At 69.0% G+C, this 23,996-nt stretch carries 26 protein-coding genes and 1 pseudogene; 10 read left to right on the plus strand and 17 right to left on the minus strand.

Annotation, left to right across the window (positions count from 1 at the left end; genetic code table 11):
* The 3 genes from ACFTZB_RS22525 to ACFTZB_RS22535 all read left to right on the plus strand — a co-directional run.
* The coding region (locus tag ACFTZB_RS22525) for an ATP-binding protein (protein WP_378434147.1) at window positions 1-316 on the plus strand (316 nt) is incomplete at its 5' end.
* Window positions 316-1,113 carry a SigB/SigF/SigG family RNA polymerase sigma factor gene (locus tag ACFTZB_RS22530; protein ID WP_378434149.1) on the plus strand — a complete coding sequence of 266 codons (798 nt, stop codon included), beginning with the start codon at window positions 316-318 and terminating at the stop codon, window positions 1,111-1,113. The genes ACFTZB_RS22525 and ACFTZB_RS22530, both read left to right, overlap by 1 nt.
* 180 nt (window positions 1,114-1,293) lie before the next feature.
* Window positions 1,294-2,064 (plus strand): GAF and ANTAR domain-containing protein, encoded by a 771-nt coding sequence (locus ACFTZB_RS22535; RefSeq protein ID WP_378434150.1) that lies wholly within the window; start codon window positions 1,294-1,296, stop codon window positions 2,062-2,064.
* A gap of 21 nt (window positions 2,065-2,085) precedes the next feature.
* Here ACFTZB_RS22535 and ACFTZB_RS22540 read toward each other — a convergent pair whose 3' ends face one another.
* The 3 genes from ACFTZB_RS22540 to ACFTZB_RS22550 all read right to left on the minus strand — a co-directional run bounded on the left by ACFTZB_RS22540 (window position 2,086) and on the right by ACFTZB_RS22550 (window position 4,418).
* Window positions 2,086-3,528, minus strand: a complete 1,443-nt coding sequence (locus tag ACFTZB_RS22540; protein ID WP_378434151.1) for a trehalose-6-phosphate synthase — start codon at window positions 3,526-3,528, stop codon at window positions 2,086-2,088.
* Window positions 3,525-3,980, minus strand: coding sequence for an STAS domain-containing protein (locus ACFTZB_RS22545; RefSeq protein WP_378434153.1), 456 nt, complete (start codon window positions 3,978-3,980; stop codon window positions 3,525-3,527). Before ACFTZB_RS22545 ends, ACFTZB_RS22540 begins: the two co-directional genes overlap by 4 nt.
* A gap of 219 nt (window positions 3,981-4,199) precedes the next feature.
* The gene (locus tag ACFTZB_RS22550; protein ID WP_378434155.1) at window positions 4,200-4,418 is read right to left on the minus strand and encodes a CDGSH iron-sulfur domain-containing protein; all 219 of its coding nucleotides are present in this window, start codon (window positions 4,416-4,418) and stop codon (window positions 4,200-4,202) included.
* Here ACFTZB_RS22550 and ACFTZB_RS22555 point away from each other — a divergent pair, their 5' ends adjacent.
* Window positions 4,419-5,489, plus strand: coding sequence for an iron-containing redox enzyme family protein (locus ACFTZB_RS22555; RefSeq protein ID WP_378434157.1), 1,071 nt, complete (start codon window positions 4,419-4,421; stop codon window positions 5,487-5,489).
* 3 nt (window positions 5,490-5,492) lie between these two features.
* Here ACFTZB_RS22555 and ACFTZB_RS22560 read toward each other — a convergent pair whose 3' ends face one another.
* The 3 genes from ACFTZB_RS22560 to ACFTZB_RS22570 all read right to left on the minus strand — a co-directional run bounded on the left by ACFTZB_RS22560 (window position 5,493) and on the right by ACFTZB_RS22570 (window position 8,611).
* Complete coding sequence (locus ACFTZB_RS22560; RefSeq protein ID WP_378434159.1) at window positions 5,493-6,878, minus strand: wax ester/triacylglycerol synthase family O-acyltransferase; 1,386 nt, start codon at window positions 6,876-6,878, stop codon at window positions 5,493-5,495.
* A 120-nt stretch (window positions 6,879-6,998) separates the two neighbouring features.
* Window positions 6,999-8,165 (minus strand): AI-2E family transporter, encoded by a 1,167-nt coding sequence (locus ACFTZB_RS22565; protein ID WP_378434161.1) that lies wholly within the window; start codon window positions 8,163-8,165, stop codon window positions 6,999-7,001.
* Window positions 8,162-8,611: a DUF6292 family protein gene (locus ACFTZB_RS22570; RefSeq protein ID WP_378434164.1), complete on the minus strand. Its 450-nt coding sequence runs from the start codon at window positions 8,609-8,611 to the stop codon at window positions 8,162-8,164. Before ACFTZB_RS22570 ends, ACFTZB_RS22565 begins: the two co-directional genes overlap by 4 nt.
* A 116-nt stretch (window positions 8,612-8,727) precedes the next feature.
* Between ACFTZB_RS22570 and ACFTZB_RS22575 the strand changes: the two genes are divergently transcribed.
* Window positions 8,728-9,438, plus strand: a complete 711-nt coding sequence (locus tag ACFTZB_RS22575; protein ID WP_378434166.1) for an enoyl-CoA hydratase/isomerase family protein — start codon at window positions 8,728-8,730, stop codon at window positions 9,436-9,438.
* Window positions 9,439-9,546: 108 nt separating this feature from the next.
* A complete protein-coding gene (locus ACFTZB_RS22580; protein ID WP_378434168.1) occupies window positions 9,547-9,963 on the plus strand; it encodes a cupredoxin domain-containing protein in 417 nt (138 codons plus the stop codon).
* A gap of 3 nt (window positions 9,964-9,966) precedes the next feature.
* Here the strand turns inward: ACFTZB_RS22580 and ACFTZB_RS22585 are convergent, their stop codons facing one another.
* From ACFTZB_RS22585 to ACFTZB_RS22595, 3 genes are read right to left on the minus strand one after another with little or no spacing between them, the layout of a single operon-like run.
* Window positions 9,967-10,419 (minus strand): nitroreductase family deazaflavin-dependent oxidoreductase, encoded by a 453-nt coding sequence (locus ACFTZB_RS22585; protein WP_378434170.1) that lies wholly within the window; start codon window positions 10,417-10,419, stop codon window positions 9,967-9,969.
* Between the two features lie 8 nt (window positions 10,420-10,427).
* Window positions 10,428-11,333, minus strand: a complete 906-nt coding sequence (locus ACFTZB_RS22590; RefSeq protein ID WP_378434172.1) for a DUF4436 family protein — start codon at window positions 11,331-11,333, stop codon at window positions 10,428-10,430.
* A 13-nt stretch (window positions 11,334-11,346) separates the two neighbouring features.
* On the minus strand, window positions 11,347-12,507 hold the full coding sequence (locus ACFTZB_RS22595; protein ID WP_378434174.1) for a zinc-binding dehydrogenase: 1,161 nt from the start codon (window positions 12,505-12,507) through the stop codon (window positions 11,347-11,349).
* 128 nt (window positions 12,508-12,635) lie between these two features.
* On the opposite strand from ACFTZB_RS22595, the gene ACFTZB_RS22600 reads away from it, so the two are divergent.
* Window positions 12,636-13,172: a carboxymuconolactone decarboxylase family protein gene (locus ACFTZB_RS22600; RefSeq protein WP_378434176.1), complete on the plus strand. Its 537-nt coding sequence runs from the start codon at window positions 12,636-12,638 to the stop codon at window positions 13,170-13,172.
* 25 nt (window positions 13,173-13,197) lie between these two features.
* Here ACFTZB_RS22600 and ACFTZB_RS22605 read toward each other — a convergent pair whose 3' ends face one another.
* Together ACFTZB_RS22605 and ACFTZB_RS22610 are read right to left on the minus strand one after the other, a co-directional pair.
* The gene (locus ACFTZB_RS22605; protein WP_378434178.1) at window positions 13,198-13,623 is read right to left on the minus strand and encodes a hypothetical protein; all 426 of its coding nucleotides are present in this window, start codon (window positions 13,621-13,623) and stop codon (window positions 13,198-13,200) included.
* Window positions 13,624-13,783: 160 nt separating this feature from the next.
* A complete protein-coding gene (locus ACFTZB_RS22610) occupies window positions 13,784-15,289 on the minus strand; it encodes an MFS transporter (RefSeq protein ID WP_378434180.1) in 1,506 nt (501 codons plus the stop codon).
* 336 nt (window positions 15,290-15,625) lie between these two features.
* Between ACFTZB_RS22610 and ACFTZB_RS22615 the strand changes: the two are divergent.
* Window positions 15,626-16,346 (plus strand): annotated as a pseudogene (locus ACFTZB_RS22615) (hypothetical protein); the annotation flags it as partial.
* On the opposite strand, the gene ACFTZB_RS22620 reads toward ACFTZB_RS22615, so the two are convergent.
* A complete protein-coding gene (locus ACFTZB_RS22620; RefSeq protein WP_378434182.1) occupies window positions 16,344-17,192 on the minus strand; it encodes an alpha/beta fold hydrolase in 849 nt (282 codons plus the stop codon). The pseudogene ACFTZB_RS22615 and the gene ACFTZB_RS22620 sit on opposite strands and share 3 nt — an antisense overlap.
* Window positions 17,193-17,349: 157 nt before the next feature.
* On the opposite strand from ACFTZB_RS22620, the gene ACFTZB_RS22625 reads away from it, so the two are divergent.
* Window positions 17,350-18,096: a response regulator transcription factor gene (locus ACFTZB_RS22625; protein WP_378434184.1), complete on the plus strand. Its 747-nt coding sequence runs from the start codon at window positions 17,350-17,352 to the stop codon at window positions 18,094-18,096.
* A gap of 51 nt (window positions 18,097-18,147) precedes the next feature.
* Here the strand turns inward: ACFTZB_RS22625 and ACFTZB_RS22630 are convergent, their stop codons facing one another.
* The 4 genes from ACFTZB_RS22630 to rox all read right to left on the minus strand — a co-directional run bounded on the left by ACFTZB_RS22630 (window position 18,148) and on the right by rox (window position 22,464).
* Window positions 18,148-19,878, minus strand: a complete 1,731-nt coding sequence (locus ACFTZB_RS22630; protein ID WP_378434186.1) for a GAF domain-containing sensor histidine kinase — start codon at window positions 19,876-19,878, stop codon at window positions 18,148-18,150.
* 47 nt (window positions 19,879-19,925) lie between these two features.
* A complete protein-coding gene (locus ACFTZB_RS22635; RefSeq protein ID WP_378434188.1) occupies window positions 19,926-20,573 on the minus strand; it encodes a response regulator in 648 nt (215 codons plus the stop codon).
* A 68-nt stretch (window positions 20,574-20,641) separates the two neighbouring features.
* Entirely contained in the window at window positions 20,642-20,926 is a 285-nt protein-coding gene (locus tag ACFTZB_RS22640) for a hypothetical protein (protein ID WP_378434190.1), read from the minus strand.
* A 104-nt stretch (window positions 20,927-21,030) separates the two neighbouring features.
* The gene (gene rox, locus ACFTZB_RS22645) at window positions 21,031-22,464 is read right to left on the minus strand and encodes a rifampin monooxygenase (protein ID WP_378434192.1); all 1,434 of its coding nucleotides are present in this window, start codon (window positions 22,462-22,464) and stop codon (window positions 21,031-21,033) included.
* 236 nt (window positions 22,465-22,700) lie between these two features.
* On the opposite strand from rox, the gene ACFTZB_RS22650 reads away from it, so the two are divergent.
* A complete protein-coding gene (locus ACFTZB_RS22650; RefSeq protein WP_378434194.1) occupies window positions 22,701-22,982 on the plus strand; it encodes a DUF1876 domain-containing protein in 282 nt (93 codons plus the stop codon).
* Window positions 22,983-23,003: 21 nt separating this feature from the next.
* Here ACFTZB_RS22650 and ACFTZB_RS22655 read toward each other — a convergent pair.
* Window positions 23,004-23,996, minus strand: a 993-nt coding sequence (locus ACFTZB_RS22655; RefSeq protein ID WP_378434196.1) for an Acg family FMN-binding oxidoreductase, incomplete at its 5' end; no start/stop codon positions are given.

Here is a 23,996-nt window from a genome sequence, read left to right on the forward strand (position 1 = left end):
CGCCGTTCTGGGAGACTTCACGCTCGACGACGTCGCCGATATCAAACTTGCCGTGGACGAGGTGTGTTCGGAACTGATCGCGGCGACGCCGGGAAGTGCCGAACTGACGTGCTCCTTCGCCGTGACGGAAACCGGGTTGCACGTGAGCATCAGTGCACCGCTGAGCCGACGCGGGGTGCCCAACCGGGAGAGTTTCGGTTGGCACGTGCTCGAGACGTTGATGAATGGGGTGTCGGTGTCGGAGGGGCCCGTCGGTAACGGGTCCGTCGAGCGGACCGTGGCGGTGGAACTGGTCAAATACCGGGGCACCATCTAGTGTCACCGGTTTCGGAACGCAGCGAACGGCACCGTCCCGGCAGAGACGACTACAAGGACGTGGCGCCCGCGGTGGCGCGCCTGCGAACCCTGGAGGAGGCGTCGGGGGAGGCGTCCGCGCTGCGCGACGAGATCATCACACGCTGCCTTCCGCTGGCCGATCACATCGCCCGCCGGTTCGGTGGTCGCGGCGAGGCACACGAGGACCTGCTGCAGGTCGCTCGGCTCGGGCTGGTGAAAGCGGTAGACCGCTTCGATCCGGAGCGGGGCTTCGACTTCGTGTCCTACGCGGTGCCCACGATCATGGGTGAGGTTCGCCGGTACTTCCGCGACACCGGGTGGTCGATGCGGGTGCCCCGGCGCATGCAGGAACTCCACGCGTTGATCGCCAAGGCCGTCGACGAGCTGTCGCAGGAACTGGGGCGATCACCGTCGGCCAGTGAGATCGCCGCGGAACTCGAACTCGACGTCCGGGAAGTGTCCGAGGGCCTGCTCGCGAAGAATGCCTACCAAACCTTGTCGATGGATGCGGCCATGGGAGATGACCCCGACGACCTTCCCCTCGCCGAGACACTCGGCGAGGAGGACCCGGAGCTGGCGAACGTGGAGAGTCACGCCTCGGTGCGGCCGGCGCTGGAGAAACTTCCGCCGCTCGAACGGCGAGTGCTGATGTTGCGCTTCTTCGGGTCGATGACCCAGACGGAAATCGCCCAGCGCGTGGGCGTCTCGCAGATGCAGGTCTCGCGGATCCTGGCACGCACTCTGTCCGGGCTGCGAGAGCAGTTGGGCGGCGGCTGAGCCGACCGTATCGGCTCGTTCGAACCGCGTCCGACGAACGGGGGCCGCGCCCGGCGACGGGATCAGTGGACGAAGTCGGTTCCCGGGTCGAGTAAAGTCTTCTCGACGGTAGAGACAACTGCTGCGTTCGTTCAGTGGGTGTCCTGTCGGTTACACCCGGAATCCGAGGTGTATCCGAGAATGGCCGAGACTGCGGGTGAACGCCCTGAGTCGATGTCCCCTGATCTCGACGGGGCGACGATAGCCGCCCAATTGGGCTCCTTGGCAACCGCGTTGGACGAGTTCAATCGGAACTCCGGCTCACAGGTGGAGATGGGCCAGCTGCTGCAACGGGTCTGTGAGCAGGTGGTGGACGCGATCGCCGGCGCCGACATGGCCGGAATTTCGTTGCTCCGCGACGGACACGTGGAGACCGTCGCCTTCACCGACCAGGCGGTCCGGCAGATCGACATCGAGAACTTCCAGGCCATCGACGGCGACTACTTCGGTGTCGCGGGCACACGGAAGGTCGTCAAGGCGAGACTCGGGGAGGCCGCGACACGGTGGCCGTCCCTCGCCGACAACCTCGACCAGGCCGGCATGCGCAGTTTCCTGTCCGCGCCGCTCGCCGTCGACGAGGCCCTCGCCGGGACCCTCAACATCTACGGGCAGGGCGATCACGGTTTCAGTGAACTCGACGCCGTGGTGCTGCTCGTCTACACCACGGCGATCGAGGGGTTGCTCAGGAGCGCCCGCAGCGTGGAGTTGGCCAGGAACGAGGTGACGGGCCTCACGCGGGCCATGAAGAGCCGCGCCGTCATCGAGCAGGCCAAGGGGATCGTGATGGCGCTGCGGGGTGTGTCCGCGGACCAGGCGTTCGAGATCCTCGTCGCACAGTCGCAGCAGGAGCACGTGAAGTTGGCGGAGGTGGCGCGCCGCATCGTCGAATCGGTGACGACGAATCCGGAGTGAGGCCTGTGTGACGGACGGCGATCAGTCGGTGGTGATCGGGGCCAGGGCGCCGAGGAAGGACTGCGCCCACCGGTGCACGTCGTGGTCGAGCACCTGCCGGTGCAGCCGCGACATGCGGCGTCGTCCGTGGTCCCGCTCCTGATCGAGTGCGGACACGATCGTGTTCTTCACGCCGTCGAGGTCGTGCGGGTTCACCAGGTAGGCGCCCCGGAGTTCGGCGGCGGCACCCGCGAATTCGCTGAGCACCAGCGCACCGCCCAGGTCGGCCCGGCAGGCGACGTATTCCTTCGCGACGAGATTCATACCGTCGCGCATCGGGGTGACGAGCATGACGTCGGCGGCGAGGAACAGCGCGATCAGCTCGCGGCGATCGACCGGCTGGTAGAGGTAGTGCACCACCGGCCGGCCGATCTGCCCGTGATCGCCGTTGATGTGGCTGACCTGTTCCTCGATGGAACTGCGCATCTTCATGTAGTGCTCGACGCGTTCACGGCTCGGGGTGGCGAGCTGCACCATCACGGTGTCGGTCGGGTCGAGACGACGCTCGTCGAGCAGTTCGCCGAGCGCCGACAGCCGCAGGTCGATGCCCTTCGTGTAGTCGAGCCGGTCGACGCCGAGAAGGACCTTCCGGGGGTTCCCGAGCTCCCGGCGGATCTCCGCGGCCCGTTCGACGACCGCGGGGTCGGCGGCCTGTTCGACGAGTTGCCGGGTGTCGACTGAGATGGGGAACGCACCGACCCGTACGACACGGTCGTCGAGCGTCACCCGGCCGAGCGCGCCGCGCACGCCGGCGCCTGCCGGGGTGGCGTCGAGCCCGAGTAGCCTGCGGGCCAGGAACAGGAAGTTGTGGGCGCCCCCGGGCAGATGGAAGCCGACGAGGTCGGCCCCGAGAAGCCCCTCCACGATCTCCTTCCGCCACGGCAGCTGCATGAACAGCTCGACCGGCGGGAACGGGATGTGCAGAAAGAATCCGATGGTCAGATCGGGCCGCATCTCCCGGAGCAGGCGCGGCACCAGCTGGAGTTGATAGTCCTGCACCCACACGGTGGCGCCCTCGGCCGCGGTGCGCGCGGTCTCCTCCGCGAAGTGGCGATTCACCTCCAGGTAGGTGTGCCACCAATCCCGGTCGAAGACCGGGGCCTCCAGCACGTCGTGGTACAGCGGCCACAGCGTCGCGTTCGAGAAGCCCTCGTAGTACCGCGACACCGCGTCCGAACTCAACTCCACCGGGTACAGATCGATCCCACCGGAGACGATCGGTTCGACCTTCGTGTCGGGCACCCCCGGCCAGCCCACCCAGGAACCGCGCTCCCGGTCGAGCAGGATCGGCTCCAGGGCGGTGACGAGACCTCCGGGGCTGCGCTTCCAGCGTGTCGTTCCGTCGTCGAGTGTCTCCATGTCCACGGGCAGCCGGTTGGCGACCACCACGAAGTCGGACGTGCCGTGCGGAGCGGAATCGGTCACGCCGAGCGCCCACCCCGCCGCATTCCACCGGCAACCAGCCGGAACGCGTCCTCGAGGTCGGCGCAGAACGGGATGACCGCCGCCAGGTTCATCGCCGTCACCGGCCTGCGGAGAGCATTGTTCCCGGTCACCGCCCACGGCACGGTGAGCCGGTGCGCGCGGGCGGCCATGATCTCCAGAATCGGCAGCGCCGACGCGCACAGAAACTGGACGTCGGAGAGGTCGAGCACGAACGGCAACCGATCGTCGATCGCTTCCTCGAGGTGACTTCCGAAGGACGGGAGAGTGGTGACGTCGATGTCGCCGGAGATCCGGACGACCAGGATCCCCCCGGCGCCGGGCGCGCTGTCGACGACGAGTCGCCCGTGTTCCGGTTCGGCCGCCCAGCTGAACAGCGGCATACTCATGGCGGGGTCGTGGGGTGTCGGCAGCGCACTGAGAACGGATTTCATGTCGTTTCCTCACGGTCGAGCGACGAAGGAGACAGGCACGAGGGGAGGCGCGGTGACCGTGCCCGTCCATTGCGGCTGGGGGCTCAACCGTGCAGGTCTCCGACGTTACCTCATTCTGCCGACGGTGGCAGGAGGCTTTTCGGCATCGGATTGCCTCCGCACCACACCGCTTCTGCTTTCGACTGTGCCACAGCACTTCTCGTCAGGGAGCGGGGGGCTCTAGGTGCGGCGGCGGCGCTTCTTGTGCGAACTGTCGCAGAACGGGGCGATGCTCGTTCCCCCGCACCGGCACAGCGCCACGGTGGCCCGCCCGCCGCCGATCGGGTTACCGTCGGTGTCGAGGATCCGCGCCGCACCACGCACCAGGAGCGGGCCGTCGGGGCAGACGGTGATGGTCACGTCGGATTCGCCGGCCCCGGATGTGGGAATGGAGTTCATATGACCACCTTGCACTCTCGGTCGGCGTCGGGCACGGTGCCGCAGTCGGGAACGTCCATGCCCTGTCCGGCGCCGCGCGGTCCCGTCAGCGGCCTCCTGTTCCCCATTCTGCGCGGAGACGCCGCCGACGCCGAGCCGTTCGTGGGGGCGGCGCGTGCTCTCGCCGCGGCGGAACGGAGCGACCCGCGTGCGTTCCTGTTCGACGAGGACGCGCAGATCTGCCTGACTGCCCTGTACGAACTGCACCTGCAGGGGATCGCCGGGGTCGACGACCGGTGGGAGTGGGACAGCGACCTGATCGCCGCCCGGTCGGCGCTGGAGGTGCCGTTCGACGCTGCGATCGGCGCGCTCGCGGATCCACCGACGGGCGTCGACGACGTGGTGGCGGCGCTGTGGGAGATGACCGCACCCAGCACCGCGCCGGGGCTGTCCGGGCACATGGCCCACGACGCGGATCTCACCCAGTTCCGGGAACTGCTGATCCACCGCTCCCTCAACCAGTTGCGAGAGGCGGACGTGCACACGCTCGGCATTCCGCGGCTCGCGGGCGCGCCGAAGGCGGCGCTGGTGGAGGTGCAGTCCGACGAATACGGTGGTGGCCGACCCGAACGCATGCATTCGGCGTTGTTCGCGACGACGATGCGCGAACTCGGACTGTCCGACGCGTACGCGCACTACGTCGACGCGGTGCCCGCCGTCACGCTGGCGTCGCTGAACGCGCTGTCCCTGTTCGGTCTCCACCGCAGTCGTCTCGGGGCCCTGGTAGGGCACCTGTGCGCGGTGGAGACCACGTCCGCGTTGCCGAGCAAGAAGTACGCCGCCGGACTGCGCCGGCTCGGGTTCGGGACGTCGGCCACCCGGTTCTTCGACGAGCACGTGGAGGCCGACTCCGTGCACGAACAGATCGTGTGCCGGGACCTCGCCGGCGGGCTGGTCGCCGCCCGGCCCGCGGCGGCCGACGACGTCCTGCTGGGGGCCGCGGCGTGTCTCGCGTTCGACGACCTGGTCGGCGACCACGTCACCCGGTGCTGGAACCGCAATCGCACCTCCCTGCGGGAACCGGCCGGGTAGCGGTCAGGTGCCGGACGCGGCGACCGCGTTCTCCAGATCGGTCAGCGACGTCTCCAGGTGCGTGATGATCCGCTGGAGGTGCGGGACGGCGTGCCGATCGCCGACGACGCCGACGTCGAGCTGACCGGACCGGCTGGTGAGGGTGATGCTCAGCGCCTGCCCGCCGAGGACTGTCGGCGCCGGGTACACCGCGTCCAGACGGGCGCCGTTCCAGTACCGCGGCCGCGACGGGCCCGGCATGTACGAGATCATGACGTTGAACGGCGGGGGAGTGTCGTCGACGAACCGGCGGACCGGTTCGAGCAGGATCGGGCTGATCGCCAGTGCGCTCATCACCTGGAACTGGGTGTGGCTCAGCGCCCCGAACACCCGATTGGTGTGCTCGACCGACTCGCTGATGCGGGCGAGGCGGGCGGCCGGGTCCGCTTCGTCGGTGGCCAGCCCGACGACCATCGCGCCGACGCCGTGGTCGCGGCCGCGCGGTCCGATCATGGTGCCGCCGAGGTCGAGCGGGACCGGCAGCATCGCCGTCAACGGCGCCTCGGGCAGCGCGTACTGCTCGACGAGATAGTGGCGCAGTGCCCCCGAGCACATCGCGAGTACCACCGCGTTGATCGTGGTGCGGGCGGCGGCGGCCACCGACACCAGGCGGCGGATCGGCCAGGACCGCGCCGCCAGTTTCCGGGCCCGGCCGACGGGAACGTTGAGCATCGTGGGCGGCGACTGCAGCGGAAGCGTCAGATGCTGGTCGCGGACACCGTCGTACGCGACTTTCGCGAGCGCGGGCAGCACCCCGACGATGCTGGTGGCCGCCCGCACCCCGGCCCGGACCGCGGCGACGGGCAGCGCGGATTCGCGCCGCGCCGTGCCGGACACCCCGGGCGTCCACGGTGCGGGGCAGTCGCGGGCGTCGGGGTCGGTCGACAGCGCGTGGTGGAGGAGCCGCAGCCCCGCCGGGCCGTCCATCAGCGACAGGTGGATCTTCGAGAACACGGCCGTCCGCCCGTCCGCGAGTCCCTCGATGACGTGGATCTCCCACATCGGGTGTTGCGGATCGAGCGGCATGCCGTGCATCTGGGACACCAGCGACAGCAGGTCCTCCATGCGTCCCCGCCCCGGCACCGCGGTGTGCCGCACGTGGTAGCCGAGATCGATACGGTCGTCGAACGACCACCACGGGTAACTGGCGCCCCGCAGCGGGCGGACGGCGCGCCGGCGGAACGTGTCGGACGCACCCTCCTGCGAGATCAGCGCCTCGTACATCACCCGGGCGTGATCGGGTCCCGATTCGCGCGGCGGCTCGAACAGTTCGAGCGCACCCATGTGCATGGGGTGCGAGGGTGTCTCGAACAGCACGAACATCGCCTCGGTGGGACTCATCACCGACATGCAGCGCCTCTTTCTCATGCTCGGGACACGACCCCGAGCATGCCCCGGCGCATCCCACGTCTCCAGGGTAAGCAGAACATGGAAACTTCTTCCACAGGGCCGTTTTCGCGCCGCGCCTGCTCACCCTCGATCGAGCTGCGGAAACACCGTCTCGCGGGCGAGGAGCAGCACTGCGGCGGCCACCGGAATCGCGAGGAGCGCCCCGACGATACCCAGCAGGGCCCCGCCGATCAGGACGGCGACGACGGTGACCATCGGAGGCACCTTGACGGTTCTGCCGATGATGCGGGGAACGAGGAGATAGTCCTCGAACAGGCGGAGGGCGATGAAGAAGACGATGGTCGCCAGCGACACCGGCAGCGACACGGTCAGGGCGACCAGCGCCACCACGACACCGGCGAGGGTGGAACCGACCACCGGAATCAGGTCCAGCACGGCGACGAGGACGGCCAGCAACAGCGGGTAGGGGACGTCGAAGGCGACCAGCCACACGAACGTGAGGACGGCGGTGATCAGCGAGATCAGGAGGTTCCCGAGCACGTAGCCGCCGACCTTCGCGAAGATCTCGTCGCCGATCAGAATCGTCCGCGGTCGCCGCGAGTTCGGGGCCAGGCGGTACAGGGAGGCCCGGATGTGCCCGAAGTCGGCCAGGAAGTACGCGGTGAGCACGACCACGATCACCGTGCCGCTGATGGCGCTGAACACGAACTTGCCCGCGCCGACGATCCCGCCGAGCACCACCGGCGCATTGCCCGCGTCGAGCGCCCGGCGCAGTTCGTCCTGCAGGTGGAAGCGGGTGCTCAGTTCCTGCAGGACCGGGTAACGCTGCTCGAGGTGGCCCAGGTAGTCGGGGGCGTTGTGCACGAGAGCGCCGCCCTGGTTCACCATCGGCGGGATCGCCGCGGCGAGGAACCCGGCCAATATCGCGAACGCGACAACGAAAACCGTTGCGACAGCCGCCCATCGGGGCAACCCGTGTCGCACCAGCCAGGACACGGCCGGTTCGAGACCGATCGCGAGGAAGGCGGCGACGGCGATGAGCACCAGCACCCCGCGGGCCGCAAGAACGACCTCGATCAGCGCGTACGTGACGGCGACACCGGCGGCCCCGGCCATGCCGATGAAGAACGGGGACCGGCGGTCGAACCGCGGGCCGGGTGTGCCCAGCGGATGCGCGGCCGTGCTGATGCGCGCCGCGCCCTGCTCGGCGGCGACGATCGGCTGCTCCTGCGCGGAGGAATGCGGTTGGGCCACATTGTCGTCGTGGCCTTCGGCGCCACCGGTCACGGTCGTTTGACGACTCTGTCCCGCCGTCCGCCACCGGCGGCGGCGTTGCCGATGCGGCGACAGCGATCCGCGGCGGCCGGCCCGGCGGGGCCTGCACCGTGCCCGCCCGGCAGTGCCGGTGTGGAGCGGCAGTAGTCGTCGATCAACTCCACCGCACGTTCCGCGCACACGGCGGGCGACGGCATCCGGCCGAGGCCGAGACCGTCGATCACGACGACGCTGCGGCGGCCCAGTCCCTCGACTCCGAGCGACCAACCGAAGGTCCGGTTCCACGCCAGCACCGCGTTGCGGCCGGGCAGGTAGTGCAACCGGAACGGCAGCACGAGGACGGCGTCGAATCCGTCGCAGTCCCACCAGTCGATGGAATCGGCGTGAACGCTCCTGGCCACCGTGTGGATGTAGTCCCGAACGGTGCGGGTGTCGGCAATGCCTGTTCCGCTCTTCATGGTCCACCCCTCAGCTGTGTGTCGATCGACATACCCGGCCCCGCGACAGTTGAAACTTCACCCACCGGTGGGTGTTCGAGGGGCGCAGCCCGACGGTCTGCGGGTAGCCTCGCCGCATGCCGTACTTGGAACGCTCGGGTGATGTGTTCGTCCTGTATTTCGGGGAGGAGGGGGAACGGGACAGCGAGAATGCCTTCCACCCGGACTGGATCGCGAGCGTCGACGGACTCCTCGACCGGGTCGAGCAGCACGACGGCCCCGCCGCCCTGGTGACGACCGCGGTCGGAAAGTTCTACTCCACCGGACTCGATACCGCCTGGGTCCTCGCCAACACGGACAAGCTGAACTCCTACATCGACCGTGTGCAGGCCCTGTTCGCGCGGATCCTCACCTTCCCGCTGCCCACCGTGGCCGCGCTGACCGGGCACACCTTCGGCGGCGGGGCCATCCTCGCGGCCGCACACGACCACCGCGTGATGCGGGAGGACCGCGGCTACTTCTGCCTGCCGGGGATCACCATCGGGGCGAGCTACGCACCCGGCAGCATCGCACTGCTCGCGGCCCGCCTGCCCGCCAGGGCGGTGCACACCGCCCTGGTGACCGGCCGGCGGTACGGCGGCATCGCGGCGAAGGAACTCGGATTCGTCGACGCGGTCGCCCCCGAGCAGCAGGTGCTCGCCGACGCCGTCGCACACGCTCAGGGACTCGTCGCGACGCGTGGCCGCACGCTGGGCGAGATCAAGTCCTCCCTCTACGCCGACGCCGTCGCCTCGCTCCGCACCCCGGTCACGAACCTCGAGACGCAGGAGGCGTTGAACGGCGGCTGACGAGCCACCACGCACACCGAGGGGTGTCTGCCGGGAAAACGGGTACTACTCCCGCGAGGAACGGGGCGTCGGGCATCCGTTCCCACCGGCACCCCGGAGGCGACCACCATGAAACGCGTACTGACACTTGTCCTGCCGATCCTGCTGGCCGCGTTCGCGCTGGTTGCCTGCGGAAGCGACAGCGACGACTCCTCCGCTTCCTCCGAATCGGAGCACGGCGGGGACCACATGATGACCGACATGCCGTCGATGTCGATGCCGATGTCCATGCCTGCGGGTGCGCGGGAGATCGTGATCAGCGACTTCAAGTACACGCTGCCCGGCACGTTCGCACCGGGGGAACAGGTCACCGTCCGCAACGACGACACCGCCGAACACACCGTGACCGCAGACACCGGCGACCTGTTCGACGTGGAGGTCGAGCCGGGCGCGACCGCGACGTTCACGGTGCCCGGCCAGCCGGGCACCTTCGCCTTCCACTGCACGTACCACCCGAACATGGTCGGCACACTCGAAGTGCGGTGAGCGTCAGTCCAGCGGCTCGATGCGGAACACGTCGCACCGGTCGGCCGCGGCCGCGAACGCCTCGGGAGAGGAGTTCGCGACCGTCCCGGCCTTCAGGAACATGGTGACCCCGTGGGGCACCCGGATCGGGAACTCGCGGAGGATCCGGGCCCGCTCCGACACCGGCAACGGGATTAGCCGAACACGCTCGCGGTGGCGCCCGCGGGTCAGCTCGCCGCGCCCGGCCGCCCGGGCGTTCTGCGCCCAATCCGATTCCGCGTACCCGGCGACGACGTAGGTATGGCCGTCCACCTCGTACGGCGAGACCGGCGTCGACCGCGGCACCCCCGTCCTCCGGCCCGGCACGGTGAGCGCCGGCATCGGCATCGGAACCCCCAGCCGATGCAGGCCGACGATCACCCTGTTGACGGGGCCGAGATACCACGGCGGCAACACTCGTCCCGTCCGGCGCACCATGTGCTCGACTATTTCGAATCCGTCGCGCTCGTGGCAACCACCTCGGGCCGATCGGGCTGCTCGCTGTCCCGCCACCAGCAGAAGACGAACAACGCCAATGACGCGACGAGGGTGGACACCACCCACACCGTGAGGGCGATGTCGACCCACGACCCGATCGGCGGGCTTCCCGGCAGGATTCCGCGCAGCGGCACGACCGCGAACAGCATCGCCGCCATCCATCCGAGCATGTCCGTGTTGACGGCCCGCTTGCGCCGGAACGTCTGCAGTGCGACGAACGCGGCGAGCCCCGCGAGGATCGTCATCATCAGCAGGAGGATGCCGGCGTAGATCAGGTTTCCGCCCGTGCGCGCGAACAGCAGCGCGGCGCCGGTGCCGTTCCGGGAGAGGTCCGTGTCGACGGTCACCGCGTCGGCCCGTGCCTTCCATCCGTCGACTCGGCCGTCCACGAGGAGGCCCGTGGGCAGCAGTGCACGGTCGGCGCCGGCGCCCTCGTACGCCTCCACGACCATCGGGTTCACCTCGAACCGGTCGAACGGCCAGTACGCCGCGTTGCCGGTGGCGATGAACTCGGTGTCGAACGTCGTCGGCGCGGCACCCGCCCGGAACACGATCTCCTCGTGACTGGTGCTCGGGAAGAGCAGCAGGGTGATGTCCCGATTCAGGGTGTCGCCGTTGGCGTGCAGGTACTCGTCGCCGACGGCGATCGTCACCTCGGCCTGCACGCGGTCGGTCGTCGGCTGCAGCGACTTCGCCGTCACCAGGACCACGACCTCGTCGTTGCTGCCCTCGAACGGTCCCTCGTCCTCGCCGGTGCGGCTGCTCAACCCGTACACGGTGAGCGACGCCGCATAGATCAGGGCGAGGAGCAGCGCCGGGGCGACCCATCGGAGGCGGGGATGGTGGGAGTTCATGGTCGGCGGCGGATCACAGGGAAGCGGTGCTGATCTCGGGGTCGATCAGGATCTTCGCGTGCACCTCGGGGTTGCCCAGTGCGGCGAACGCGGGCTCGACCCCCGCCAGGCCGACCGTGCCGGTGATCAGCGGTGTCGGATCGACCTTTCCGTCGGCGAGCATGTGGAGGGTGTCGCGGAATTCGCGGGGGTCGTAGGCGACGGCGAAGCGCAGGTCGATCTCCTTGTTGAGTGCGACGGCCGGCCGGAACGTGTCGGTCTCCATGCACACCCCGACCACGACGACGCGGGACCGCAGCGGGGCCCCGGCCAGGATGCCGTCGATGACGCCGGGCATGCCGACGCATTCGAAGACGACCGGCCCGGACGGTGTCGCGCCGACCGTGTCGGCGAGCGCGAAGGCGTGCCACCACGGCAGCCTCGGGATGCGGCGTAGTTTCTCCATGGTGTCCAGTCCGAGACCGAGCACGTCCGTGATCGAGGTCGTCTCCCGACGTCGCGGATACGACGTCCAGGGCGAGGCCACGGCCGGGTCGACGACGACGTCGGCACCACACTGCCGGGCGAGTTCGCGGCGGCGGGTGGAGAAGTCGGCGGCCACCACGGTGCGGACACCGGTCGCCTTCAGCATGGTGATCACCGCGAGCCCGATCGGGCCGCACCCGATGACGATCGCGTTCCGGCGCTTGCCGACGTCACCCTTGCGCACCGCGTGCCACGCCACCGCCATCGGCTCGGTCAGGGCCGCCTTCTCCGCCGTCAGGCCGTTCGGGACCGGCAGCGTCATCGACTCCTGCACCACCACCTGTTCGGCGTAGCCGCCGGGCGCCGACGCCGACAGGCCGGTCAGGTGAACCCCGGCTCCGGTGCGGACGACCGGCAAGGCCACCACCGCGGTACCCACCGGCCACCGCTTCCGGCAGCCGGGCCCGTAATCGGCAACGGTGCCACTGAACTCGTGACCCAGCACCACCCGCTGGTGTGAACGCATGAAGTCGCGGTAGCCGGTCGCGGCGGCCAGTTCCGCCATCTCGTCGGCGTGCATGCGGGCGTGCAGGTCCGAGCCGCAGATCCCGCACCGGGAGACGTCGATCAGCACCTGCCCCCTGGCCGGGACCGGAGCCGGGACGTCACCGACCTCCAGGCGAGTCTCGGTGCAGACGACTGCCTTCATGGTGACTCCTCGGGGTGCGGCGGGGTCGGCCTCGACTCCGAACGTAGAACACTGCCGCCGCCGGGACGCGGCGATTGCCGAACGGCCCGGGGGTTGTCTCGGTCCGGCGGCGGGTGTAAACCGACAGCATGAGCGTCCTCGGTCAGATGGACTCGTTTCGCCGCGTCTTTCCCACCGCCCGCCGCAACCGGGCCGACCTGTTTCGCTGGTTGCGACGCCGGCCGCAACTGCTCGCGGCCGTCGGATTCCACGAGGTCGCGCTGGCGGCGAGCGCCCGGGTCGACCCGCGGTTGAAGGCGCTCGCCGAGATCAAGGCGGCGGCGCTGACCAACTGCGAGTACTGCCTCGACATCGGATCGGCGTTCAGCCGTGCGCTCGGGGTGAGCGACGCCCAGTTGCGCGCCCTGCCGGCATTCCGTGAGAGCCCCGCGTTCGACGACACCGAGAAGCTGGTCCTGGAGTTCGCCGACGCGATGACACGCACCCCCGCCCACATCGGCGACGACCTGCGGCGTTCGCTGCTCGCCGCCTTCTCCGAGTCCCAGGTGACCGAGCTGGCCGCGGCCATCGCCTGGGAGAATCACCGCGGACGTCTCAACCAGGCGCTCGGTGTGCGACCGTCGGGGTTCTCCGACAGCGACTTCTGCGCCGTCCCGGAACAGTGACGCGCACATCGACGTCGCCGGACGATCAGCGGTTGCGCAACCGCGTCCACCCGTCGAGCACATAGCCGAGTCCCATCCCGAGCATCCAGGTGTCCTTCGCGATGGCGATGCCGTTCTCGTTCGGCCAGATGCTGCCCGGATTCCGCAGACCGGGGGTCCTCGCGTACATGGCCACGAGGCCACCGGAGAACCCGGCGAGCGCGGCCCCGGCGACGGCGGTGGGCACGAACGGTGCGAGTAATGCTGCGCCCGTGCCTATTTCGGCGACGGACAGCAACTTGACGAATCGCTCCGGTGGGATCGCGTTCAGGAACGGGAACGCACCCGCCGCCATACCGTGAATGCCCTGGGCGGTCTGCTCGTCCGCCGACCATTTCTGCATCCCCGAATGGAGGATGAACGTCCCGGTCGCGATGCGTCCGGGAAGGTCGCCGAGTGTGGTCAGTCGCATGGTGGTCTCCTGTCGTGCGAGTCGAACCAGAGAGCTGTTTCCTCGCTTCAGCCTCCCACCCGGCCGACGACCGGTGAGCGGTTTCGACGGAGCGCCCGCCCGGCGGTCGCCGCCGCGCCCGGCGCGGGGACGTGGCGACGACCGTGGGTGGGTCACGGGCTCAGTGGGCGAGGACGGCGTCGGTCGTCGTCGTGGACTCGACACCGGGTGCACTCAGCTGCGACATCCTGCGGGGCAGCGCGACGGCGACGACCGCGCCCAGCAGCGCCGAGATCGCGCCGATCACGAATGCGATGGTGATGCCGGTGTCCGTGTAGAAGACGGCGCCCTGCACGACGGTCGCGATGTGCGAGTTCAACACGGTGAACGCGATGACCGGGAGGATGGCGGGCAGAATGCTCTGGAACACCGCCACCATGCTCGCCGTCGTCGCCTGCAACTGCGGCGGCACCGCGGCGATGAGCAGGTTCGGGACGGAGGCGTACCCCATTCCCATTCCCACCCCCAGGAGGGCGGCGAAGCCGATCAACAATGCCTTGTCGTCGTGGATCGTCGCAGTGAGCAGGCAGGCCGCGGCCATCACCAGCATGCCCACGACCATCAGGATCCGCGGCCGCACGTTACGGGGTACCAGGGTTCCGACGATCAGTCCACCGATCACCACCGCACCACCCAACGGCGCCTGGAAGATCGCGAATCCCTCTGCGCTGATGCCGAATCCGTAGCCGAGCCCGAGGATCGCCGGGGTCATGCACATCATCGGCAGCATGATCGTGAACACCGCGGACGTGCCGTAACAGAATCCGGCGCCGAGTGCCGTCAGGAACACGGGCCGCTTACCGAAGAACCGGATGTCGATCAGCGGATCCGCGATCACGAGTGCGGACCCGATCCACGCCACCAGCAGGGCGACACCGCCGGCGACGAACCCGAGGGTCGATCCCGACGTCCAGCCCCACGACGGACCGAAGCTCACGCCGACGAGGATGCCGGCGAGTCCCGCGCCGAGCAGCGCGGCACCGATCAGGTCGATGCGCGACCGCAGGCGGACGGTCGACTCGCCGGTCGTCGCCCGGATCAGGACGCCGAGGACCACGAGACCGGCCAGGAAGAACCAGAAGATGCTCCGGAAGCCGAAATTGTCGATCAGCCACCCGGTGAAGAACGGCGCGGGGATCGCGATGAGCCCCATGCCGCTGGTGGCGATGCTGACCGCCAGCGCCACCGTCCGGGCGGGGAACACGTCGCGGATCAGCGAATAGCTCAGGAACAGGCACGGCACGAGCAGCCCGGTCAGGGCGCGGCCGGCGATCAGCACCGCGTACGTCGGTGCGATCGCGGAGATCAGCGACCCGAGCGCCGACAGACCGACGGCCGTCAACAGCAGTTTGCGCTTGCCGTGGGTGTCGGCGAGCTTGCCGATCAGCGGGCAGGTGATTGCCCCCACCAGCAGGAACGACGTGAGCAACCATGCACCCTGCGTCGTCCGGTAGTGGGTGACGATCTGCGGCAAGGCGATCGAGATCATCATGTAGCTGACCGCGAGCATCTCCAGCAGCAACACGATCGAGGCGAGCGAGAAGATCAGTCGGGGCGTCCATCGCTCGTCGGCCGCGTCCTGCTGTCGCGTCCGAGCCGGTCCGCCGTCTGGCTCATGGGTGACCATCATCGGGTCCTTTCGAATACCTGCACGGGAACTCGTGGCGGTGCCGCGGCACTGCGGCGCGTCCGAGCCGGGCGGTAGGGGTGGGTGGTCACATTCGGTGGTCGAAGTCTCGCGAATGTGTAATTGACATCACAGTTCTCGGGAATGCGGCACGCCATGCGGCGTTCCGCCCAGCGGGAGACCGACACGCCCCGTCTGCACCGGCCCACAGGGAAAGGCCAGGTCGCGCCACCGAATCGGTGGTAGCAGACGCGGCGGTCGGTTTCTGCACCCGATCCCGGGGGCGGTTGACGCGAATCGGTGATTCCCGCTCACCCCTCGAGCGAGGATTGACCCATGGCCGACATGCAGCGCGAGAAACAGTTCCGCAGGCTGAGAACTCCGCGCTCGGCGGCGGTCGCGGGAATCGTGTTCGCCGCGTTCTTCTCCGCCAGCCTCGTCCTCCTGCACACCGCGCTGCCTGCCGACCCGTTCGACGAAACACCCTGGGTGGGAAGCGGTGAGACGCGGATCAAGACGGCCCTCGTGCTCGCCCCGTTCGCGGGGCTCGCGTTCCTCTGGTTCATCGGCGTCATCCGCGACCGTCTCGGTGACCTCGAGGATCGCTTCTTCGCGACGGTATTCCTGGGCAGTGGGCTGCTGTTCCTCGCGATGGGCTTCGTCTCGATGGGTGTGGCGGGCGGCGTCCTCGCGATCGCCCGGCACTCGGGCAGCTCCGCGGACGAGATCGTCTACTTCGGCCGCGAGATCATGCTGCAGATCAACCACGTCTACGCGCTGCGCATGGCAGCGGTGTTCATGATTTCGCTGGGAACGATCTGGCTCCGGACCGGACTGATGCCGCGATTCCTCGTCGTGACCACGTATGTGCTCGCCCTGGCCCTGCTATTGGTCGTCAGCTTCAGCCTGTGGACGACGCTGGCGTTCCCCGCCTGGGTGCTGCTGGTCAGCATCTACATCCTCGTCACCGGGCGACGCATCCGCGCCGCCCGATCCGAGTCACCGTGAACGCGGTGACCGGGGCGACGACGTCGCCGGGTGGCGTCGATCGAGGTCACCTGCGTGCGGGCATGGTGGAGACGAAGTCGTCGATGATGCCGACCACCGCGGCCGGATCCTCGAGGTGCGGGTAGTGACCGATACCGGCGAGGACGGCAAGCCGGCTGCCGGGCATCGCCTCGTGCGCCGCGTAACCGTGCGAGACCGGGATGATGCCGTCGGAATCGCCCCAGATCAGTTGGGTGGGGAGACCCGCGTTCAGATACAGCCGGCTCAGCGCGCTCACCGCCTGCCCGCGATGGTCGACGACCGCGCGGAGCGTCCGCAGGAACGCCTGCCGGGTCTCCGGATCGGACAGCGACGAATAGGCGTGCCACATCTCGTCGCCGCGCACCGACCGAACCCCGATCGCCGCCAGCCAGCTGCGAACCTTGTTGCCGGCGTCGCGTACCGCGACGGGCGCCATCAGCGGAAGCAGGAACTCGGATCCGGGCGCCGCCAGCAACCGCAACGTCCAATTCACGTCCGGTCCCAGTCCACCGCTGCCGATGAGGACCAGGCGCTCACACAGTTCGGGATGCTGATAGCTGAACTGCATCGCCACCCCGCCGCCGAGGGATTGCCCCACCACGGTCACCCGTTCGATGTCCAGCTCGTGCAACAGGTCACGCAACCACGCGGCGAACGCTCCCAGCGAGTAGTCGCCGCGCGGTTTGGCCGAACGGCCGTGACCGGGCAGGTCCGGGGCCAGCACCCGGTAGCGCTGCGCCAACTGCGGGAGGACCGCACGCCACGTCGCCGAACTTCCGGCCATCCCGTGGACGAGCAGAAGCGTCTCGCCCTCACCACACAGGCGGTAGGCGACGTCGTCCCCGTGCAATGCGATGTGTCGCAGTTCCGACATACAGCGACCTCCCGATCGGGTGATGCAGCGGTCTCACGGTAACGATAGGGGAGTTCCTCTCGATATCGTCATCAACTGCGGCGTGGGAACTTGATCTTCGGCGCCGGGTTGATCTATCGGCACACCGACGTGAGGCTCGAAAACAGGAGGAATCCGCATGAACTCTGTGTCGAGCCCGGCCGCCGCCCGGCCGCGTGTCCTGCTCATCGACGCCGACGTGGAAAGCTCCCTCGTCGAACGCCTCCGGGACGGAGGATTCTTCGTCACGCGCACCTACGCGGAACCGGTGCGGTCGCGGATCGAACCCCCCGACGTGGTGATCGTCGACGCACGATCACCCCACCTCGACGCCGACGCCACGGTCCGGGGGTTGAAGACGATGCGATTCGCGCTCGCCATCGTCGTGATCGGCACCTTCCGTTCCGGCAACCGCCGCAGCGACCTCCTCGAGGCCGGCGCCGACGACGTGCTGGAGATGCCGGTCGGTGCGGACGAACTCGTCGCCCGACTCCGCGCGATCCTCCGCCGTGTGAAACCCGAGGTGCCCGCGCCGGCCCCCGACGACAGCCAGGATCTCTGCCTGTGCGAGGAGCGGCACGACACCGACCACGACGGGTTGCGGACCACCCTGACCCGGACGGAATTCATCCTCTTCACCGTGCTCGCGCAGAACGTCGGCAGGGTCGTCACCCGACGCGACCTCATGCTGATGGTGTGGGGTGTGACGGTCGAATCGAAGACGAACGTCCTCAACGCCTACATCTGCTCCCTCCGGCGGAAACTGGTGGCCGTCGGATCTCCGTATGTCGTCCACACCGTGCGCGGGGTGGGTTTCGCCCTCGGCGAGAACGTACGCCCGGACAGCATCGACCCCGCCCGTCAGGTGCCCGCCGCCGTGTCCTGACACCGGGCTCGGGGGCGGTGTGTGCCCTGAAGCCGCCGCGGCGCTCAGCACTCACGGAAGGGGAGCGGACCACCGGAGCGTGGTTCCACCGCCGAGAGTCGAGTCGACGGCGCAGTGCCCGTTCACTTCCCGCGCCCGGGCGGCCAGATTGTCCAGCCCACTGGTGGCGACGTGCTCCTCGAATCCCTTGCCGTCGTCCGCGACCTCGATCGCGAGATCGTCGTAGACCGAGATGCTCACCGTCACCGTGTCGGCCCCCGCGTGCCGGACCGCGTTGCTCAACGCCTCACGCAGAACCGCCTCGGCATGCTCGGCGAGCGCAGAGTCGATGACGGACAGTGGCCCCGACATGTGCACGGTCGTGCGCAACCCGGAATCCGCGGTCGTCTCGGCCACGATCTCGTGCAGCCGCCGCCGGAACTGGGTCATCCCACCCGAACCACCGTGCAGGTCGAAGATGGCGGTGCGGATGTCCCGCACGATGTCGTGCAGGTCGTCGATCGACTGTTCGAGCCGGTCCTTGACGACGGGAGCCTTCGCCCGCTGCAGGGTGCTCTGCAACGACAGACCGACCGCGAACAGCCGCTGGATGACGTGGTCGTGCAGGTCACGCGCGATCCGGTCGCGATCGGACAGGACGTCGAGCTCACGCATCCGGCGCTGACTGTTGGCCAGCTGCAACGCGACCGCCGCCTGATCCGCGAAACCCGACATCAACGCCAGCTGGTCGTCCGTGAACGGCGCCGCATCGACATGGCGGAGCGTCACCAGCACCCCGGACACCGATTGCGCGGCACGCAGGGGCAGCGCCAGCGCCGGACCGAACCGGGCCCCCGTCTCGAACCCGGGATCGAAGGCCAGCGCCATGACGCGTAACGGTGTCCGCTCCCGGAACGCCTCACCGGACGTGGACCTGTCCACCGGGATCGCCCGGCCGATGATCCGATCCGACACCGTTCCCGCCGACGCCGTCACCACGAGCTCGGTCACCTCGTCCGACGGGATGTCGGGATCGTCCGGCACCGCGAGGAAGGCACTGTCGGCGGCGGTCAGGGCCAGCGCGTCGTCGGCGATCACCTGCAGCACCTCCGCGGTGTCGCTGCCGGCGAGCAACTCGGTCGCGATCTCCCGTGTCGCCTCCAGCCACGCCTGCCGCGTCCGGGACTCCTCGTACAGGCGGGCGTTCTCGATCGCGATACCGGCGGCCGCCGCCAGCGCGCGGAGAAGCACCTCGTCGTCCTCGGTGAACTGCGCACCGTTGGCCTTCTCCGTGAGATACAGATTGCCGAACACCTCCTCACGCACCTGAATGGGAACTCCCAGAAAGGTTTTCATCGGCGGATGGTGCGGCGGGAATCCCACCGACACCGGGTGCCGGGACAAATCCTCCAGCCGGACCGGCTTCGGATCGGTGATGAGGAAACCGAGGACGCCGCGACCACGGGGCAGGCCACCGATCCGCTCCCGTGTCTCCTCGTCGATGCCCTCGTAGACGAACTCGCTCAGCCCCTCGGTCGGGGCGAGCACCCCCAGCGCACCGTACCGGGCGTCGACGAGATCGATCGCCGCGTGCACGATCGTGCGGAGCGTGTTGTCGAGGTCGAGTCCCGACGTGACGGCCAGCATCGCCTCGAGGAGGCCGTCGACGTGATCGCGCACGTCGACGATCTGCGCGATGCGGTCCTGCACCTCGGTCAGGAGTTCGCGCAGCCTCAGCTCGGACAGGCTACCGAGCAGGGTGCCTCGGTCGCGCTCGTCCGGTTGACGGGTCACACGACGCATTGTCCCACCCGGTGACCTCACCCGGAGCCGGAACGGTCATCGGGCCGTCAGGTGCCGGACGGCTTCGACGGCATCTTCGCGGCCAGCACCGCCGCCTGAGTCCTGCGTTCCACACCCAGTTTTGTCAGCAGCCGGGACACGTAATTCTTGACCGTCTTCTCCGCGAGGAACATGCGTGCGGCGATCTGCCGGTTGGTCAGCCCCTCTCCGAGCAGGGCGAGCAAGGTCCGCTCCTGATTGGTCAGGTGCGCGAAGATGCCGTCCTTCCCATCGGCGTCGGCGCGGACCTTGTCCATCAGGACGCCGGCGGCACGACTGTCGAGCAACGATTTGCCCGCCCCCACGTCGTGGACCGCCTGAGCCAGCTCCATACCCCGGATGTCCTTCACGACGTATCCGCTGGCCCCGGCGAGAATCGCGTCGAGCATCGCCTGCTCGTCCGTGAACGACGTCAGGATGAGGCAATGCAACTCCGGCATCAGCGAGTGCAGTTCCCGGCACAGCTCGATTCCGTTGCCGTCGGGCAAACGCACGTCCAGGACCGCGACATCCGGGGTGAGGGCGGGCACCCGCGCCATCGCCTGCGCATAGGATGCGGCCTCTCCGACCACCGTCAGCTCGGGATCGGAGGTGAGGAGATCCGCGATCCCTCGCCGGACGACCTCATGGTCGTCCACCAGGAACACCCTGATCATGGGCACCCTCCAGACCTGGCCGCGTCACCCTCGGAGAATTCAGATTACGCCGGCGAGCATCGGGCCGGTCAGCGCGCGGCCGGACGAATCGGACCGGATCCGCGACGCCGCGGCCGGTGCGGCATCAGCATCGCCGCCGCCAACCCCACGGTGGCGACGAGCGTCGCCGCGGCGCCGACTCCGACCAGGGGAGTCGCGAGCCATGCACCGAGCAGCACCACCAGGCCCGCCGTCACCGCCCCGGACATTACCGCGAGCGCGAACCCCGCGGGATGCACGTACAGGAACTCGCCGGGCTCGTCCTCCCACCGGTGACGATCCTCGCGCGGCGATGCGGTGGAGTGTTCGAACATGGTGTCCTCGTTCCTTCGCCGGCTCCGATGTCGTGCGCCGGCCCACGTACAACGGTGCGATAACGGCGAGCACAATGACAGGGCCGAAGGTCACACGTCCGTCCTCAGGCGTCGGCGGGGCCGAACCACGTGGGCAGCACACCGCGCAGATCCCGCTGATCGTCACCGACCCACGCCACGTGACCGTCCGGCCGCAGCAACGCCGCGGGCACGTCCAGTTCCTCGCTGACGTCGACGACGTGGTCGATCCGGTCCGCCCAGCCCGCCACGGACAGCCGGCCCGTCTGGTCGAGCAGCAGTCCTCGTCCGTCGTGCATCGACCCGTACAGGCGACCGCGCTTCAGTGCGACGTCCCGTAGCCGCCGGCCGAGCAGTTCGTGGCCGGCGCCGAAGTCGTAGCGGACGCCGACCGCGGTGATCTTCTCGATCAGGTACCGGTTCACCTCCTCGAAGTCCATCAGTTCCGCCAGCAGCCTGCGCACCGCCCGGGGACCCGGCTCGGTGGACATCAACTCCATCTGCGCGCGGGTGTTGTCCAGGACGTCGGCGGCCACCGGGCGCCGTTCGGTCTGGTAGCTGTCCAGCAGGCCGTCCGGGGCCCAGCCGCTGATCTGGGCGGCCAGCTTCCAGCCGAGGTTGAACGCGTCCTGGAGGCCGAGGTTGAGGCCCTGACCGCCGGTCGGCGGGTGGACGTGCGCCGCGTCGCCGGCCAGCAGCACACGACCGGTCCGGTAGCGGTCCGCCAGCCGGGTGGCGTCGCCGAAGCGGGACAGCCAGCGCGCCGAGTGCGCACCGAAGTCGGTGCCGGCGAGAGCCCGCACCTGCCGCCGGAGCTCGTCCAGGGTCGGCGGGACCATCCGGTCTTCGGCGACCCCGTCGGCGGGCGCGACGAGGCGGTACACCCCGTCCCCGAGGGGCATGGCGCCGAACCGCTTCTGCGTCTTGCGGACCTCGGCCACCACGGCGGCCAGTTCCTCCGGCGGCGTCGTCAGCTCCACCTCGGCGAGCAGCGTCTCCACCCTGGACGGTTCGCCGGGGAAGCCGACGCCGAGCAGCTTGCGGACCGTGCTGCGGCCGCCGTCGCAGCCGACGAGGTACCGGGCGCGCAGCCGGGTGTCGCCGGACTCGGTCAGCTCGACGCTCACCCCGTCCTCGTCCTGACTCAGCCCGACCAGTTCGCAGCCGCGCCGGATCTCGGCGCCCAGTTCGGTGGCGTGCTCGGCCAGCAGGCGCTCGGTGACGGTCTGCGGGATGCCGAGGACGTACCCGTGTGCGGTGTCCATCCGGTCGGGCCACGGTGCGTCGATGCCGGCGAAGAAGCCGCCGACCTCGTACCGCGTGCCCTCGGCGAGGAACCGGTCCAGCAGACCGCGCTGATCCATCAGTTCGATGCTGCGCACGTGCAGGCCGAGCGAGCGGACCACCTTCGTCGGCTCCGGTGCCTTGTCCAGCACGAGCACCTCCACGCCATGCAGCCGCAATTCGGCGGCCAGCATCAAGCCGGTCGGTCCGCCGCCGGCAACGATCACGTCGATCATGAAACCCCCTCTTTCGACACGCTTCGCGCTTCGACGGGAAAGTCTGCGGCACGACCCGGGTCTTGCCGCAAGACCCCCGGTGCGCTATACGTTGAAAGGGGCACGGAGTGGACGACTCCCTGCCTATTCCTATGCCGTCCCGTCATTCTCACTGTTCATTGATCTCCGGCACCGTAGGACACTGGGTACTAGGACCACCTCGGTCCCGCACTCACACCGAACGGAGGCCACCGGACATGAACGCGACGACATGGTTGGTGGAGATCGTCATCGACGAACACGACTCGGAAGAAGGCGGCTCCAGAACCCGCGCACAGGCCCGGCTCCGAACCCGCGACACCCGCACGTTCGTCGGGTCCGGACTCGCGCGCCGAAACCCGGACGACACCGAAATACCCGAGATCGGAGAGGAATTGGCCACCGCACGCGCGTTGTCCGACCTCGCGCACCAACTGATCGAGGCCACCGCGGCCGACGTGGAAACGGCCACGCACAGCCGCGTCCATCTCACCGGGTGATCGCCCGCACCGACGGACCCGTCACCGGCGGATGCCACGCCGGCCGACCGAGAAGACCGCTTCGACGGGCCGTCTCGGAGTCTGCCGCGGCGCCGACTTCTTCTCGGTGGTGCCCACCCTGATCAGCGCCTGCGGGAACCCGCGGTCGGGGAGCAGTTCGCGGATGATCTCCCGGCCCTGACGGAGTTCCGTCATGTGGGTCAACGGACACGTCGACAAACCGCCGACGGTGGCCTCCAGCAGCACGGCGGACAGGGCCTCACCGGCGCGGAGCCACTCACCGCGACCGTCGGTGGCGGTGCTCAGCACCAGCACCGTCGAACGGTCCGTCTCCGTGGTGACGTCGGCGTCCCGGCCGGCGGGGAAGCGGCGCCCGATGTCGACGCGGTCCCGATTCTCCGCGGTGGCGAGCGCCTCGGGGGGTATTCCGCCCTGTGCGATGGAATGACCGGCCCACCAGTGTAGTTCGGCCTGATACGCGGAGTCGTATTTCCTGGCGGCCGCGGTCGCTTCGGTTGCCCTGGCGAGCGCCGGACGCGCCTCCTGCCGCAGCACGGTCAGGTGGACGTCCTGGCGGCGCACCACGTCGTCCAACGCGGCGGGCAGCGGCGCCTTCACGCTGACGGGACCGAAGGGCCTGCGGTCGGAATGCCGGTGCCGGATCGCCGCGAGCAGGTCGAAGTCGTGCGACTGCGGCCGGGCGTCGTGACGGAACCGGATCGTCGCCAAGTGACCGGAGTGAGGCCCCTCCGGGACACGCTGGACGTCCACCGCCCATTTGAGCGCGGTCAGCGCCGTCTGGAGATGATTCAGCGCGGCACCGCAACTGACGACCAACTGCCGGCCCGACGGATCGGTCGAGGCCAGGACACGGCCGCGTTCGGTGTAGAGGTCGAGTTGACCGTCGGCGTACGTCCACTGCCACGGCTGGCTGTTGTGTACCGACGGCGCCCGGCAGGCGAGGTCCACGGCGATGCGCACAACGTTGTCGTCGGGGATGGTGCTGTTCACGAT

The sequence above is a fragment of the Rhodococcus sp. NPDC057014 genome (assembly GCF_042673295.1).
GTDB lineage: Bacteria > Actinomycetota > Actinomycetes > Mycobacteriales > Mycobacteriaceae > Rhodococcus_F.

What these genes read in the sequence shown, in the direction of transcription:
- ACFTZB_RS22535 (WP_378434150.1), top strand. Translation starts at nt 1,294, where the DNA reads ATGGCCGAGACTGCGGGTGAACGCCCTGAGTCGATGTCCCCTGATCTC.
- ACFTZB_RS22545 (WP_378434153.1), bottom strand. Translation starts at nt 3,980, where the DNA reads ATGAAATCCGTTCTCAGTGCGCTGCCGACACCCCACGACCCCGCCATG.
- ACFTZB_RS22550 (WP_378434155.1), bottom strand. Translation starts at nt 4,418, where the DNA reads ATGAACTCCATTCCCACATCCGGGGCCGGCGAATCCGACGTGACCATC.
- ACFTZB_RS22555 (WP_378434157.1), top strand. Translation starts at nt 4,419, where the DNA reads ATGACCACCTTGCACTCTCGGTCGGCGTCGGGCACGGTGCCGCAGTCG.
- ACFTZB_RS22560 (WP_378434159.1), bottom strand. Translation starts at nt 6,878, where the DNA reads ATGTCGGTGATGAGTCCCACCGAGGCGATGTTCGTGCTGTTCGAGACA.
- ACFTZB_RS22570 (WP_378434164.1), bottom strand. Translation starts at nt 8,611, where the DNA reads ATGAAGAGCGGAACAGGCATTGCCGACACCCGCACCGTTCGGGACTAC.
- ACFTZB_RS22575 (WP_378434166.1), top strand. Translation starts at nt 8,728, where the DNA reads ATGCCGTACTTGGAACGCTCGGGTGATGTGTTCGTCCTGTATTTCGGG.
- ACFTZB_RS22580 (WP_378434168.1), top strand. Translation starts at nt 9,547, where the DNA reads ATGAAACGCGTACTGACACTTGTCCTGCCGATCCTGCTGGCCGCGTTC.
- ACFTZB_RS22585 (WP_378434170.1), bottom strand. Translation starts at nt 10,419, where the DNA reads ATGGTGCGCCGGACGGGACGAGTGTTGCCGCCGTGGTATCTCGGCCCC.
- ACFTZB_RS22590 (WP_378434172.1), bottom strand. Translation starts at nt 11,333, where the DNA reads ATGAACTCCCACCATCCCCGCCTCCGATGGGTCGCCCCGGCGCTGCTC.
- ACFTZB_RS22595 (WP_378434174.1), bottom strand. Translation starts at nt 12,507, where the DNA reads ATGAAGGCAGTCGTCTGCACCGAGACTCGCCTGGAGGTCGGTGACGTC.
- ACFTZB_RS22600 (WP_378434176.1), top strand. Translation starts at nt 12,636, where the DNA reads ATGAGCGTCCTCGGTCAGATGGACTCGTTTCGCCGCGTCTTTCCCACC.
- ACFTZB_RS22605 (WP_378434178.1), bottom strand. Translation starts at nt 13,623, where the DNA reads ATGCGACTGACCACACTCGGCGACCTTCCCGGACGCATCGCGACCGGG.
- ACFTZB_RS22610 (WP_378434180.1), bottom strand. Translation starts at nt 15,289, where the DNA reads ATGGTCACCCATGAGCCAGACGGCGGACCGGCTCGGACGCGACAGCAG.
- ACFTZB_RS22620 (WP_378434182.1), bottom strand. Translation starts at nt 17,192, where the DNA reads ATGTCGGAACTGCGACACATCGCATTGCACGGGGACGACGTCGCCTAC.
- ACFTZB_RS22625 (WP_378434184.1), top strand. Translation starts at nt 17,350, where the DNA reads ATGAACTCTGTGTCGAGCCCGGCCGCCGCCCGGCCGCGTGTCCTGCTC.
- ACFTZB_RS22630 (WP_378434186.1), bottom strand. Translation starts at nt 19,878, where the DNA reads ATGCGTCGTGTGACCCGTCAACCGGACGAGCGCGACCGAGGCACCCTG.
- ACFTZB_RS22635 (WP_378434188.1), bottom strand. Translation starts at nt 20,573, where the DNA reads ATGATCAGGGTGTTCCTGGTGGACGACCATGAGGTCGTCCGGCGAGGG.
- ACFTZB_RS22640 (WP_378434190.1), bottom strand. Translation starts at nt 20,926, where the DNA reads ATGTTCGAACACTCCACCGCATCGCCGCGCGAGGATCGTCACCGGTGG.
- rox (WP_378434192.1), bottom strand. Translation starts at nt 22,464, where the DNA reads ATGATCGACGTGATCGTTGCCGGCGGCGGACCGACCGGCTTGATGCTG.
- ACFTZB_RS22650 (WP_378434194.1), top strand. Translation starts at nt 22,701, where the DNA reads ATGAACGCGACGACATGGTTGGTGGAGATCGTCATCGACGAACACGAC.